This window comes from Streptomyces caatingaensis, from assembly GCF_001187435.1.
In the GTDB taxonomy this organism is placed as follows: Bacteria; Actinomycetota; Actinomycetes; order Streptomycetales; family Streptomycetaceae; genus Streptomyces; species Streptomyces caatingaensis.
In genome coordinates, this window is sequence record NZ_LFXA01000011.1 from 115,693 (window position 1) to 129,653 (window position 13,961).

The 13,961-nt window shown below is 74.8% G+C and carries 12 protein-coding genes; 8 read left to right on the forward strand and 4 right to left on the reverse strand.

Translation table 11 applies throughout. The features are described from left to right. The first annotated feature begins 55 nt into the window (after nt 1-55). On the forward strand, nt 56-1,213 hold the full coding sequence (mnmA, locus tag AC230_RS17975) for a tRNA 2-thiouridine(34) synthase MnmA (RefSeq protein WP_049717295.1): 1,158 nt from the start codon (nt 56-58) through the stop codon (nt 1,211-1,213). 48 nt (nt 1,214-1,261) lie between these two features. Here the strand turns inward: mnmA and AC230_RS17980 are convergent, their stop codons facing one another. Both AC230_RS17980 and AC230_RS17985 read right to left on the reverse strand, forming a co-directional pair. Further along, nucleotides 1,262-1,819, reverse strand: a complete 558-nt coding sequence (locus AC230_RS17980; RefSeq protein ID WP_157868598.1) for a hypothetical protein — start codon at nt 1,817-1,819, stop codon at nt 1,262-1,264. Nucleotides 1,820-1,980: 161 nt separating this feature from the next. Next, nucleotides 1,981-2,385 carry a cupin domain-containing protein gene (locus AC230_RS17985; RefSeq protein WP_049717297.1) on the reverse strand — a complete coding sequence of 135 codons (405 nt, stop codon included), beginning with the start codon at nt 2,383-2,385 and terminating at the stop codon, nt 1,981-1,983. Nucleotides 2,386-2,437: 52 nt separating this feature from the next. Here AC230_RS17985 and AC230_RS17990 point away from each other — a divergent pair, with 52 nt between their 5' ends. Continuing rightward, on the forward strand, nt 2,438-3,475 hold the full coding sequence (locus AC230_RS17990) for a GlxA family transcriptional regulator (protein ID WP_049717298.1): 1,038 nt from the start codon (nt 2,438-2,440) through the stop codon (nt 3,473-3,475). On the opposite strand, the gene AC230_RS17995 is transcribed toward AC230_RS17990, so the two are convergent. Next, the gene (locus AC230_RS17995; RefSeq protein WP_049717299.1) at nt 3,432-4,535 is read right to left on the reverse strand and encodes a sensor histidine kinase; all 1,104 of its coding nucleotides are present in this window, start codon (nt 4,533-4,535) and stop codon (nt 3,432-3,434) included. The genes AC230_RS17990 and AC230_RS17995 overlap by 44 nt on opposite strands. After that, nucleotides 4,526-5,203 carry a response regulator gene (locus tag AC230_RS18000; RefSeq protein WP_338399810.1) on the reverse strand — a complete coding sequence of 226 codons (678 nt, stop codon included), beginning with the start codon at nt 5,201-5,203 and terminating at the stop codon, nt 4,526-4,528. Before AC230_RS18000 ends, AC230_RS17995 begins: the two co-directional genes overlap by 10 nt. Before the next feature lie 332 nt (nt 5,204-5,535). Here AC230_RS18000 and AC230_RS18005 point away from each other — a divergent pair, with 332 nt between their 5' ends. From AC230_RS18005 to AC230_RS18030, 6 genes are all read left to right on the forward strand, one after another. Continuing rightward, nucleotides 5,536-6,225 (forward strand): SDR family oxidoreductase, encoded by a 690-nt coding sequence (locus tag AC230_RS18005; RefSeq protein ID WP_049717301.1) that lies wholly within the window; start codon nt 5,536-5,538, stop codon nt 6,223-6,225. 38 nt (nt 6,226-6,263) lie between these two features. Continuing rightward, on the forward strand, nt 6,264-6,707 hold the full coding sequence (locus AC230_RS18010; protein ID WP_049717302.1) for a MarR family winged helix-turn-helix transcriptional regulator: 444 nt from the start codon (nt 6,264-6,266) through the stop codon (nt 6,705-6,707). Nucleotides 6,708-6,877: 170 nt separating this feature from the next. Beyond that, nucleotides 6,878-8,278 (forward strand): MFS transporter, encoded by a 1,401-nt coding sequence (locus AC230_RS18015; protein ID WP_078871349.1) that lies wholly within the window; start codon nt 6,878-6,880, stop codon nt 8,276-8,278. A 45-nt stretch (nt 8,279-8,323) separates the two neighbouring features. Then, nucleotides 8,324-9,337, forward strand: coding sequence for a methionine synthase (locus tag AC230_RS18020; RefSeq protein ID WP_049717303.1), 1,014 nt, complete (start codon nt 8,324-8,326; stop codon nt 9,335-9,337). A 32-nt stretch (nt 9,338-9,369) separates the two neighbouring features. Further along, nucleotides 9,370-11,595, forward strand: coding sequence for an NAD-dependent DNA ligase LigA (ligA, locus tag AC230_RS18025; RefSeq protein WP_049717482.1), 2,226 nt, complete (start codon nt 9,370-9,372; stop codon nt 11,593-11,595). A gap of 198 nt (nt 11,596-11,793) precedes the next feature. After that, on the forward strand, nt 11,794-13,896 hold the full coding sequence (locus AC230_RS18030) for a putative bifunctional diguanylate cyclase/phosphodiesterase (protein WP_049717304.1): 2,103 nt from the start codon (nt 11,794-11,796) through the stop codon (nt 13,894-13,896). Nucleotides 13,897-13,961 lie beyond the last annotated feature (65 nt).

Sequence of the window (13,961 nt, forward strand, 5' to 3'; positions counted from 1 at the left end):
GGGCCCGGAAACCCGTTGTCCGGCCGCGCGCGGGCCCCCGTACCCTGGAGTGGCTATGACTGATTTCCCGGGTGCACCCGATCTCCACGCCCCCCGCGAGGGGCACCGGCTCCGCGTGCTCGCCGCCATGTCCGGCGGCGTCGACTCCGCCGTCGCGGCGGCCCGCGCGGTCGAGGCCGGCCACGACGTGACCGGCGTGCACCTGGCGCTCTCCGCCAACCCGCAGTCCTTCCGCACCGGCGCCCGCGGCTGCTGCACCCTCGAGGACTCGCGCGACGCCCGCCGCGCCGCCGACGTCATCGGCATCCCCTTCTACTGCTGGGACCTGGCCGAGCGCTTCCGCGAGGACGTCGTCGAGGACTTCGTCGCCGAGTACGAGGCGGGCCGCACGCCCAACCCCTGCCTCCGCTGCAACGAGAAGATCAAGTTCGCGGCGCTGCTGGACAAGGCCCTCGCCCTCGGCTTCGACGCCGTGTGCACGGGCCACTACGCGACGGTCGTGGTCAAGGAGGACGGCACCCGCGAGCTGCACCGCGCCGGCGACATGGCGAAGGACCAGTCGTACGTCCTCGGCGTGCTGGACGAGCGGCAGCTCGCCCACGCGATGTTCCCGCTCGGCGACACCGTGACCACCAAGGACGAGATCCGCGCCGAGGCGGAGCGCCGCGGGCTGGCCGTCGCCAAGAAGCCCGACAGCCACGACATCTGCTTCATCGCCGACGGCGACACCCGCGGCTTCCTCGCCTCCCGCCTCGGCAGGGCGGAGGGCGACATCGTCGACGAGACCGGTGCCAAGGTCGGCACCCACGAGGGCGCCTACGGCTACACCATCGGCCAGCGCAAGGGCCTCCGCATCGGTCACCCCGCGCCCGACGGCAAGCCGCGCTACGTCCTCGACATCTCCCCGGTGAACAACACCGTCACCGTCGGCCCCGCCGAGCTCCTCGACGTCGCCGCCCTCACCGCCATCAGGCCCCGCTGGTGCGGCGTCGCCCCCTCCGGCCCCGGCACCTACACCGCCCAGCTCCGCGCCCACGGCGGCGAGACGGAGGTCACCGCCGAGCCCGTCGGCGACGAGCTCCACGTCCGCTTCACCGAGCCCGTCCGCGGCGTGGCCCCCGGCCAGGCGATCGTCCTCTACGACGGGACGCGGGTCGTCGGGTCGGCGACGATCGCGACGACGGAGCGGGCGGCGGCCGCGCGGCGGGGCTGAGGGGCCGCCGCCGCGCCCGGAGCCGGGCGCCGCAGGGGACGGCCGCGGTCAGGCGGTCGTGCGGACCACGTCCGTGACCTCGCAGCGTCCGCTGCCGCCCGGGGCGCCCGGCTTGGGGACGTACGGGGTGGAGACGTCCTGCGTGCCGGTGCGGCCGGGGCCGACGGCGAGGATGGACGGGGTGCGGGTCGTGCGCGTGCCGTCCGGGGCGGTGAAGCGCACCGTGAGGCGGTAGTTGTAGGTGAGGGTGGTGCTGCTGTTGGTGGCGCTCAGCTTGGCGGTGATGCCGAGGCGGTCCGAGTAGTCACAGGCGAGGATCTTGAGGTCGCGCATCGCGCTGTCGCGACGGCCGCCGCCGTGGACGCCGCCGGCGGACGTGCCGCCGCTGCCGCCGCCGGTGGCCGAGTCGCCCGTCGTACCGGACGTCCCCGTCGTCGTACCGCCCGAGGCGGAGCCCGAACCGGAGCCGGAGCCGGAGTCCGAACCGCTGCCGTGGTGGCTGGATCCGCCCCCTCCGCAGCCGCCGCCGTGGTGCCCGCGGGCCCCGGTCAGGGCGACGACGACTATCCCGAAGACCGCCGCCGCGCGGACGTGACGCATTTTCATCGCTGTGGAACTCCCCCGTTGAACGGTGTGCTCGAGCACTCGGCAAGCGAGCGCACGGCAGGCTAACAACGCCCGTACAAGCGACGAAATCCATGGGGGATCTGTGACGTGAGCGCGACAGAATCGGTCCCCAACCGGGACGAAAGGTGGCTGAAAACCGCCTAATTGCCCCGGGCGTCCAGCGCGTGCCCCGTCGTCACGTCGACATGACCCGGAACCTCCTCGTGCCGGTCCCCGACCGTCCGCGTCCCGGCGGGCTCGAAGAGGAGGATCGAGGCGCCGGCGGCGGAGGAGGGCTTGTGCTCGGTGCCGCGGGGGACGGTGAAGGCCGAGCCCCGCGGCAGGCGGACGGTGCGCTCCCCGTCCGCCCCGCGCAGGGCGATGGTCAACTCCCCGTCCAGGACGAGGAAGAACTCGTCCGTGTCGTCGTGCGCGTGCCAGACGTGCTCGCCCCGGACCTTGGAGACGCGGACGTCGTAGTCGTTGACGCGGCTCACGATGCGGGGGCTCCAGAGGGCGTCGAAGGAGGCGAGGGCGGCGGCGAGGGAGACGGGTTCGTTGCTCATGGCGTGATCCTCGCCCTGGGCGCGCGGCGGGCGTGAGTGCTAGGAATCGCAGATGCCGCAAGGATCCCCGCAACCGCACCGCGTCGTCGTCCTCGTCGACGAGAACTCGAACCCCTTCGAACTCGGCTGCGCCACCGAGGTGTTCGGCCTGCGCCGCCGTGCCGAGCTCGGCCGTGAGCTCTACGACTTCCGGCTCTGCTCGCCGGAGCCCGCGACGCCGATGCGGGACGGCTTCTTCACCCTCACCGGCGTCGCGGACCTGGCGGCCGCCGAGACCGCCGACACCCTGATCGTCCCCAACCGCCCGGACGTCGGCGTCCCCCGCCGCCCGGCCGTCCTCGACGCCGTCCGCCGGGCGCACGCGCGCGGCGCGCGGCTGGTGGGCTTCTGCAGCGGCGCGTTCACCCTCGCCGAGGCGGGGGTCCTCGACGGCCGCCGGGCGACGGCCCACTGGCAGTGGGCGGACGCCTTCCGGACCCGCTTCCCGGCCGTCCGGCTGGAGGAGAACGTCCTGTTCGTGGACGACGGCGACATCCTCACCGCCGCCGGCAGCGCCGCCGCGCTCGACCTCGGCCTGCACATCGTCCGCCGCGACCACGGCGCGGACGCCGCCAACGCGGTCAGCCGGCGGCTGGTCTTCGCGGCCCACCGGGACGGCGGCCAGCGGCAGTTCATCGAACGCCCCGTCCCCGACGCCCCGGACGAATCGCTGGCCCCGGTCCTGGCCTGGGCCCAGGAACACCTGGACGAGCCGCTGACGGTGACCGCCCTGGCGGCCCGCGCCGCCGTCAGCCCCGCCACCCTCCACCGCCGCTTCCGCGCCCAGCTCGGCACGACCCCCCTGGCCTGGCTCACCCGCGAACGCCTCGCGCTGGCCTGCCGCATGCTCGAACGAGGCGAATCCCGCCTCCCCCTCGTAGCCCGCCGCACCGGCCTCGGCACCCCCGCCAACCTCCGCGCCCTGCTGCGCCGTGAGACGGGTCTGACCCCCTCGGCCTACCGCCGCCGCTTCGGGCCGCCGGACCCGGACGGGAACCGGCCGGCGCTCAACGGGCGGATGCCTCGCCCGGCAGGACCGCCCGGACCGTGAAGCCCCCGTCCTCCGCCGGGCCCGCCGTGAAGGTGCCGCCCAGGGACTCGGTGCGTTCACGGAGGCCCGTGAGGCCGTGGCCCCCGGAGGGGAGGGAGGGGGACGGGGCGCTGGGGGAGGGCGTGTTGTGGACGGTGACGGAGAGGCCGGTGCGGCCGGGGAGTTCGGCGGTGCTCAGCGAGACCGTGATCCGCGCGCCGGGGGCGTGTTTGCGGGCGTTGGTCAGGGACTCCTGGACGGTGCGGTAGGCGGCTTCCTCCACCGCGGGGGGCCACTTGACCGAGGTGAGGGCGGGGAGGTCGGCGTGGAGGGTGGTGTCCAGGGCGCTGGTGGAGAGGAGCGCGGGGAGGGCGGTGAGGCGGGGGGTGTCGGAGGGGGCCGTGCGCAGCACGCCCACCAGGTCGCGGAGTTCGCGCAGGGCCGTGGCGCCCAGTTCGCGGATGACGCCCGCCGTCTCGCGGGACCGGGGGTCGGGGCTCGTGCGTTCCAGGGCGCCGGCCTGGACCGTCAGGAGGCTGACGCGGTAGGAGACGACGTCGTGCATCTCCCGGGCCAGGCGGGTGCGTTCGGTCAGGGCCGCGCGTTCGGCGATGAGCTCGGCCTCGCGGCGGTGGGCGCGGGAGAGCTCGCCGATGTGCCGGGCGAGCTCGCGCCGGGCGCGGCTGAGGCGGCCCATGGCCGTCGGGCCCGCCGTCATCAGGGCGGAGGAGACGGCCCCGTAGAGGATGCCGTCCGACAGCGGGAGCCAGGGGCCCAGGGCGGCGAGGAAGAAGACCGCGGCGCAGCCGGCCACCGTCCTGCGGCGGGGCAGCGAACGGGCCGTCTCGTACAGCGCCGTCATCGGGGCGAGCAGCAGGTGCCCGGTGAAGGTGACGGGCAGGGCGGCCGCCAGGACCGGGAGCGGCCACCGGCGGCGCAGGAAGAGGGCGGCGACGGTGGCGGCGTACAGGGCCGTCTCCGCGGGGCCCACCAGCGGGCGCATGGCCAGGGTCTCGGCGGCCGCGGCGGGGACGAGGGCCAGGTCCCGTACGAAGGGGGAGCGCGGGGGTCTCAGGGGCACGCGGCGGTGTCCGGGTCGAGGGAGACCAGGCCGTAGTGGTGGGCCAGCACCGCGGCCTGGACGCGGTTGGCGGTGCCCAGCTTGGCGAGGATGGCGCTGACGTGGTCCTTGGCGGTCGCGGTGCCCATCAGCAGGGCGGCGCCGATCTCCGCGTTGGAGCGGCCCCGGGCGAGGAGCGCCAGCACGTCGCGCTCGCGGTCGGTGAGGGAGGCGAGCCGGGAGGCCGGCGGGCCCCCGCCGCGGGCGCGCAGGTACCCGCCGACGACGCTGTCGGCGACCGCGGGGGAGAGGATCGTCCCGCCGGACGCCAGGACCCGGACGGCGCTGGCGAGTTCGTCCGGGACGGTGTCCTTGACCAGGAAGCCGGAGGCGCCGGCGCGCAGGGCCGGGGCGATCTCCTCGTCGGCGGCGAAGGTGGTCAGCATCGCCACCACCGGCGGGTCGGGCAGGGCGAGCAGCGAGGAGAGGACGGAGATCCCGTCGGCGCCGGGCATGCGGATGTCCAGCAGGACGACGTCGGGGCGGTGACGGACCGCCATCTCCACGGCCTGCGGCCCCTCGCACGTGACCGGGACCTCGATGTCCGGTTCCGCCTCGAGGATGCTGCGTATCCCGGCGCGCAGCAGCTTCTCGTCGTCAACGACCATGACGCGGATCACTATCACCACTCCTGCGCTGATTCTGGCGAGGAAATATAACAACCGGCCCGGTTGGTCCGGACCACACCCCCGCCGACCGGCGGTCGGGAACCGACGGTCGGCGGGTGCCGCCGGGGGGTTCCGTCCGGGCAGGATGGGGCGCGGGGGATCACCGGGGGGAATCCGGGGGGAAACCGAGGGGGAACCGGGGGGAGCCCGCGCGCGCCGGGGGGATGCGCGCGGGGCGCGCCGGGGGCGAGTCCGCTGTACGACCGGAGGGGGATGTACAGACGGCTCGCCTCCCTGGCGTATGCGGGTCCACACGCCGTACACCCGTCCCCGTTTGAGGCAAGCTGGGGTCCATGGCAACACATGTGATCACTGGTGCCGGATCGGGCATCGGCGCGGTCGTCGCCGAGCGGCTGCACGCGCGCGGGGACGAGCTGTACCTCTTCGCCCGGGACGCGGGCCGGGCCAAGGAGCTGGCGGAGCGCTTCCCCGGGGCCCGCACGCTCGTCGGCGACCTCTCCAACCCCGACCGGCTGTCCTGGGCGCTGAGCCACCAGGCCCTGCCCGAACGCGTCGACTCGCTGCTGCACATCGCCGGCGTGGTCGACCTCGGCCCCGTCGGCGACCTGACGCCGAGGACGTGGACGCACCAGCTCGCCGTCAACCTCGTCGCGCCGGCCGAGCTGACCCGGCTGCTCCTGCCCCAACTGCGGGTCTCCAAGGGCCACGTGGTCTTCGTCAACTCCGGCGCCGGCCTCACCGCGCACCCGCAGTGGAGCGCGTACGCCGCGAGCAAGCACGGCCTCAAGGCGCTCGCCGACTCGCTGCGCGGCGAGGAGCACGCCAACGGGGTGCGGGTGACCAGCGTCTACCCGGGGCGCACCGCCACCGCGATGCAGGCGAAGGTGCACCGGCAGGAGGGCAAGGAGTACGAGGCCGGCCAGTGGATCGACCCGGGCTCCGTGGCGAGCACCATCCTGCTCGCGATCGACCTGCCCCGGGACGCGGAGATCAACGACGTGTCCGTCCGGCCGGGGCGCTGACCGGCCCGGGCGCCGGGGCGCGGCGTAGGGTTGAGGCCATGAACAGCGCAGCGGACACCGCGACGGCCGGGGCCTCGATCCGGGACATACGGCTCCTGGTCGTGGAGCTGGGCAAGCGGATGGACGCCCACCGGCGGTCCCGGATCGCGGAGTTCGACCTCACCCTGACCCAGGCCAAGGCCCTGGAGGAGCTGGGCGATCCGAAGACGGCGCGCGAGCTGGCCGCGGTGCTCAGCTGCGAGCCGCCCAACGTCACCTACATCATGGACAAGCTGGAGAAGCGCGGTCTGGTCGTCCGTGAGCCGCACCCGCAGGACCGGCGGGCGAAGCGGCTCGTCCTGACCGAGGCGGGGCGGGAGTTGCGGCTGAAACTGCTGCGGCGCATGGGGCAGGATTCCCCGCTCGACCACCTCTCGCAGGAGGAGCTGAACGAGCTGCGGGACCGGCTGTTCCGCGCGCTGGAGGGGCCCACCGGGGCGTAGCGGCCGGTTCGTCCGCCACCTGACCACCGCTTCGTCCGCCACCTCGTCCGCGGCCTGTCCGCAACCGAGAGCCCCCGGGTGCCCGGCGCCCGGGGGCTTCCGTATGGAGTAAGTAAAGTTCGAGCTGTAACCATTGTCGCTGTAATCGATACAGCTTTAAGTTTATCTCCATGATCACCGCATCCCGCTCCCGCACGGCCGCCCCCGCCGGGGCCCCGGAATCCGCCCTCCCGGCGCGCCAGGGGCTCCAACTCCTCGCCCTGGCGCTCGGGTTCGTCATGGCCGTGCTCGACACCACGATCATGAACGTCGCGGGCCCGTCCCTCCGGACCGGGCTGCACCTGTCCCTGTCCGGCCTCACCTGGGTCGTCGGCGGCTACATCCTCGTCTTCGCCTCGCTGCTGCTGCTCGCCGGCTCGCTCGCCGCGCGGTACGGGGCGCGGCGCGTCTACCTGGCCGGGCTGGCGCTGTTCACGGCCGCGTCGCTGCTGTGCGCGGCGGCCCCGGCGGCCGGTGTGCTGCTGGCCGGGCGGCTGCTCCAGGGCGCGGGCGCCGCCCTGTTCATGCCCAGCTCGCTGACGCTGCTGCTCGCGGCCTTCCCCGGGGCGCGGGAGCGCGCCCGGGTGCTCGGCCTGTGGTCGGCGATCGTCTCCACGGCGGGCGGGCTGGGCCCGGCGCTGGGCGGGGTGCTGGTCGACGCGTTCGGCTGGCGGTCGATCTTTCTGATCAACCTGCCGTTCGGCCTCGCCGGACTCGTCCTCGCCCGCCGCGTCGTCGCGGACCTCCCCGGCCGGCCCGGCGCGCTCGGCGCCGGCGGCCACGCGCTGGGCCTGCTCGCGCTGGCCGGGCTCAGCTACGGGCTGATCCAGGGCCCCGAGCGGGGCTGGACGGACGCCGGGGTGCTGGGCGGGCTCGCCGTGGCCGTGCTGGGCGCGGCGGCGTTCGTCCTGCGCGAGCGGCGGGCCGCCGACCGCATCCTGCCGGGGGCCCTGCTCGCCGACTCCCGCTTCCGCGCGGCGAGTCTGATCGGCTTCCTCTTCAACTTCGCCGCCTACGGCCTCCTGTTCGTCCTCGGCCTCTTCTTCCAGCAGGCGCGGGGCGCGAGCCCGATGGAGGCGGGGCTGGAGATGCTGCCGACGCAGCTCGTCTGGCCGCTGGGCAACGTCCTCTACACCCGCTACGGACGCCGGCTGGGCAACCGCGCCGCCCTCGCCGGCTCGCTGGGCCTGGCCGCCGCGGGCCTGCCGGTCCTGGCGCTCACGGTCGGGCCCGGCACGCCGTACTGGGTCCTCGCCGTCGTCCTCGGCGTCCTCAACACCGGCATCGGCGTCGCCTCCCCGGCGATGACGGGCGCCCTGATGGAGGCCGCGGGGCCGGAGCACTCCGCCATGGCGAGTGCCTCCCTGAACGCCAACCGGCAGATCGGCAGCCTCGTGGGCGTCGCCGTGATGAGCGCGGTCGTCGCGGGGGCCGGCGGCTGGTACACGGCGCTGGGCGTGGTGCTCGCCGTGGCCGCGGCGGCCTACGGGGGCGGCGCCCTGGCCGCGCTGCGGGGGCTGCGGGCCGCCTGAGCCCGCCGGCCTCCCCGGCCTCGTTACCCTTCCGGGGTGAGCGAGATGAACGAGATCATCGGCCGGTGCCCGGGGACGGCCACCGGCGTGGGGTCCATGCCCGGGACGGACGCCCGCGAGGCGGCCAGGATCGTCACGGGGTCCCTGGAGACCCTGCCGTACCTGCCGGAGCTGCCCGCCCGCGGACCCGGCGCCGACATGATCGGCCGGACCGCCGGGCTGCTGGTGGACGTCTTCGCCCAGGTCGAGCCCAGCGGCTGGCGGATCGGCGACCGGCCGGGCCGGGACACCCGGCGGGCGCACGCGTGGCTGCGCGAGGACCTGGACGCCCTGGAGGAGTTCACCCAGGGGTACGAGGGCGCGCTGAAGGTCTCGGCCGTCGGCCCGTGGACGCTCGCCGCGGCGCTCCAACTGCGCGGCGGCGAGGCCGCCTTGGCCGACCCCGGCGCCTGCCGCGACCTGGCCGCCTCGCTCGCGGAGGGGCTGCGCGGCCACCTCGCGGAGCTGCGGCGCCGGGTGCCGGGCGCACGCCTCGTCCTCCAGCTCGACGAACCGTCGCTGCCCGCCGTGCTGCGCGGACAGGTCCGTACGGCCAGCGGCTACCGCACCCACCGGGCGGTGGACCGGGCCGTCGCCGAGGGCGCGCTGCGCGAGCTCGCCGCGGTCGCGCGGGAGGCGGACGGCGCCCTCGTCGTCCACTCGTGCGCCCCCGGCGTGCCGTTCGCGCTGCTGCGGAGGGCCGGCGCGACCGGAGTCTCGTTCGATTTCTCCCTGCTCACCGAGCGTGAGGACGAGGCGCTCGGCGAGGCCGTCGAGGCGGGGACGACGCTCTTCGCGGGCGTGGTGCCCGGCGTGGACGGCCCGTTGTCCGACCCTGCCGGTAGCGTCATGGGGGTCAGGACGCTGTGGCGCAGGCTGGGGCTGTCGCCGGCGACTCTCGCGGAGTCCGTCGTCGTCACCCCGTCGTGCGGGCTCGCGGGTGCTTCGCCCGCATATGCCCGTTCTGTCCTCGCCCACTGCGTCCGGGCGGCACGATCGCTCGCGGACAACCCGGAGTGACGGCGCCCATGGAGCAACGGGAGGAAGAGACGGTGGCTGTCGAACAGGGCGGCGGACCCACGGCGGAGGTGCGGGAGCGGCACGCCCGCCTCGCCGAGCAGATCGAGGAGCACCGCTTCCGGTACTACGTCAAGGACGCCCCGACGATCAGCGACGCCGAGTTCGACCGGCTGATGCGCGAACTGGAGGCCCTGGAGGAGGAGCACCCGGAGCTGCGCACGCCCGACTCGCCGACGCAGAAGGTCGCCGGCTCCTACGAGACGGAGTTCACCTCCGTCGAGCACCGCGAGCGCATGCTCTCCCTGGACAACGCCTTCTCCGACGACGAGCTGGCCGCCTGGGCCGACCGCATCGCCAAGGACATCGGCGAGGGCTCCCGCTACCACTTCCTCTGCGAGCTCAAGGTCGACGGCCTCGCCGTCAACCTCACCTACGAGCACGGCCGCCTCACCCGCGCCGCCACCCGCGGCGACGGCCGCACCGGCGAGGACATCACGCCCAACATCCGCACCATCTCCGAGATCCCGCACCGCCTCAAGGGCGACCGGATCCCGGCCCTGGTCGAGGTGCGCGGCGAGGTCTACTTCCCCATGGAGAAGTTCGAGGAGCTCAACGCCCGCCTCGTGGCGGCCGGCAAGCCGCCCTTCGCCAACCCGCGCAACGCGGCGGCCGGTTCGCTGCGCCAGAAGTACCCGCGCGTCACCGCCACCCGCCCCCTGCACATGGTCGTGCACGGCGTCGGCGCCCGCGAGGGCTTCGCCGTCGAGCGCCAGTCCCAGGCGTACGAGCTGCTGCGCGAGTGGGGGCTGCCGACCGCCGCCCACGCGAAGGTCGTCGACTCCCTGGCCGGGGTGCGGAAGTTCATCGCCCACTACGGCAAGCCGGAGATCCGGCACTCCATGGAGCACGAGATCGACGGCGTCGTCGTCAAGCTCGACGAGGTCCCCCTCCAGGGGCGCCTGGGCTCCACCTCGCGCGCGCCCCGCTGGGCCATCGCCTGGAAGTACCCCCCGGAGGAGGTCAACACCAAGCTCCTCGACATCCGCGTCGGCGTCGGCCGCACCGGCCGCGTCACGCCGTACGCGGTGGTCGAGCCCGTCACCGTGGCCGGTTCCGAGGTCGAGTTCGCCACCCTGCACAACCAGGAGGTCGTCAAGGCCAAGGGCGTCCTCATCGGCGACACCGTCGTGCTGCGCAAGGCCGGTGACGTCATCCCCGAGATCCTCGGCCCCGTCGTCGACCTGCGGGCCGGCGGCGAGCGGGAGTTCGTCATGCCCGCCGAGTGCCCCGAGTGCGGCAGCGCGCTGCGCCCGATGAAGGAGGGCGACGTCGACCTCCGCTGCCCCAACGCCCGCTCCTGCCCGGCGCAGCTGCGCGAGCGCATCTTCTACCTCGCCGGCCGCAAGGCGCTGGACATCGAGGCCCTCGGCGAGGAGACCGTCCGCGCCCTGACCAGCCCCGACGAGGGCCCCCGGGCCCTCACCTCCGAGGCCGACCTCTTCGACCTGAAGGTCGAGGACCTGCGCGACATCAAGATGTGGCGCCGCGACACCCGCAAGGGCGCCAAGGAGGACGACCGCGTCCTCGCGCCCTACTTCTACGGCCGGCCGAGGACCACCGGCCGGGGCGAGGAGAAGCGCACCCTCCCGGCCGAGCCCAAGGAGAACACCAAGCGGCTGATGCGCGAGCTGGAGAAGGCCAAGGAGAGGCCCCTGTCACGGGTGCTCACCGGCCTGTCCATCCGGCACGTGGGCCCGGTCGCCGCGGTCGAGCTGGCCCGCGAGTTCCGCTCGGTCGAGCGGATCGCCGAGGCGAGCGAGGAGGAGCTGGCCGCCGTCGAGGGCATCGGCGGCACCATCGCCGCCTCCGTCAAGGAGTGGTTCGCCGAGGACTGGCACCGCGAGATCGTCGAGAAGTGGAAGGCCGCCGGCGTCCGCATGGAGGAGGAGGCCACCGCCGCCGACGAGGGGCCGCGCCCGCTGGCCGGCCTCACCGTCGTCGTCACCGGCACCCTCTCCTCGTACACGCGCGACGCGGCCAAGGAGGCGCTCCAGCAGCGGGGCGCCAAGGTGACCGGATCGGTCTCGAAGAAGACCGACTTCGTGGTCGTCGGCGACAACCCCGGCTCCAAATACGACAAGGCGATGCAGCTGAAGGTCCCCGTGCTGGAGGAGGACGGCTTCGCCGTCCTGCTCGGCCAGGGGCCGGAGGCCGCCCGCGAGGCCGCCGTTCCCCAGGAGGTCACCCCGGCGGGCTGACGCCGCCCGCCCGCCGGATCCGGGTAATGCCCGCCGGACCAGCGGGCATTACCCCTACAGCGCTTACAGGACGGCCCGGGCGGGGCGGATCCCGTTCGGGCAACCGCTGCCGATCGCTGCCCGTCGTAGCCTTCTGCGGCCTACTGTTGATGTGCGCCTGCCGTGGCGCGGGCACCGCCGGCTGTGAGAGGGACGGGCATGAAACCCACCACCGACAGCGCCGAACCGGCATCGCGACTGCGCCGGGACCCCCCGCCCGCACTCCCGGTCGTCTGCGTGCCCCTGGCGCTGCTGGTCCTCGCCCTCGGCATCCGCGACGCGGTCGCCGAGGGGCGCGCGCTCTTCCCCGGACAGACCGTCGGCTGGTCCCTGGCCACGCTGACCGCGCTCATCGTCGCCCACCTGGTCGCCCTCGGCCGCGACCGCTGGTGGGGCGGCACCGGCTCCGGCGCCGCCCTCACCCTGGCCGTCCTGCTGCTCTACGGCTGGCTGCCCGCCGCCCTGATCAGCATCGCCGTCGTCACCTTCGTCGGCACGGCCCGCCGGCACCGCTGGCGCCAGGCGTTACTCCACTGCGCGGTGGACGTCCTCGGGGTCGCCGCCGGCGGCTCCGCGCTCATCGCCTGGGGCGTCCACGCCTCCGTCGAACGGCCGTGGCTGCCCGACCGCTGGGAGCTCGGCGACCTCCCGCGCATCGCCCTGGCCGCCTTCGTCCACCTCGCCGTCACCCGCGCCCTGCTGTGGCGTCACCTCGCCCCGCCGCACGCCCGGCTCACCGGCGCCGTCGCCCGCATCGCCCTGCTGCGCCAGGCCCTCGTCGGCGGCGCCCTGCTCGGCATCGCCCCGCTCATCGCCGTCGTCGCCGACCACGCCCCGCTGCTGCTGCCGCTCTTCGCCGTCCCGCTCATAGCCCTCGACTCCACCCTCTGGATCGCCCACGCCCGCGCCGAGGAGCAGCTCCGCGACCCCCTCACCGGCCTCCCCAACCGGCAGTGCCTGCTGGAGCGCACCTGGGCCGCCATCGACGAGGCCGAACAGACCGGCGAGCGCGCCGCCCTCGTCCTCATCGACCTCGACCGCTTCCGGTCCGTCAACGACACGCTCGGCCACCTCGCCGGGGACCGGCTGCTCCTCCAGCTCGCCGCCCGGCTGCGGCAGGCGCTGCCGCGCGACGCCGAGGCCGCCCGGCTCGGCGGCGACGAGTTCGCCGTCCTGCTGCCCGTCACCGACTCCCTCACCAGCGCCCAGCGCGTCGCCCGCGCCCTCGTCGCCTCCCTCGGCTCGCCCCTCGACCTCGACGGGCTCACCCTCGTCCTGGAGGCCAGCGCCGGCGTCGCCGTCTACCCCGACCACGCCACCGACGCCGAAGGGCTGCTGCGCCGCGCCGACGTGGCGATGTACCAGGCCAAGCGGGACCGCAGCGGCGTCGAGGTCTACGAGGCCCGGCGCGACGGCAACACCCCCGACCGGCTCGGCCTGCTGGGCGACCTGCGGCGCGCCCTCGACGCCGGCGAGGTGGAGCTGCACTACCAGCCGAAGGTCCGCTTCGACGGGCACGTCGAGGGGCTGGAGGCGCTGGTGCGCTGGGTGCACCCGGAGCGCGGCCGGGTCTCGCCGGACGAGTTCATCGCCATCGCCGAGTCCTCCGGGCTGATGCCCCGGCTCACCGAGTACGTGCTGGAGACCGCCCTCGGGCAGGTCGCGCGGTGGCGGGCCATGGGGCTGGAGGTGCCGGTCGCCGTCAACGTCTCGCCGCGCGACGTCCACACGCCCGGCTTCGCCGGGGCGGTCGCCGCCCGCCTCGCCCGCCACGGCGTCCCGCCGGGCGCCCTCCAGCTCGAGATAACCGAGCACGTCCTCCTGGAGGACCCGCAGCGGGCCGCCGACACGCTCGCGGGGCTCACCGGGCACGGCGTGAAGATGTCCCTCGACGACTTCGGCACGGGCTATTCGTCCCTGGTGCACCTGCGGCGGCTGCCGGTCAGCGAGCTCAAGATCGACCGGTCGTTCGTGGCCCGGCTGGCCATCGACAACGAGGACGCTGAGATCGTCCGCTGCACGCTCGACCTCGCCCACTCGCTCGGCCTCCTCGTCGTCGCCGAGGGCGTCGAGGACGACGAGACGTGGGAGCGGCTGCGGGATCTCGGGTGCGACGCGGTACAGGGGTGGCTGGTGGCGGCGGCGATGCCGCCCGAGGAGACCACGGCGTGGCTGCGGCTGCGCGAGGGCGCGCCCGAGCCCGCGCCGGCTCCCGCCCCGGCCGACGCCCCGCCGGCGGGGGCGGACCAGCCGGTGACGTAGCGGGGGCGAGGGCGGGGGCACCCCCTCCGGGAGCGGGGTCCGGGGCCCCCTCCCCCGAAGGGGAA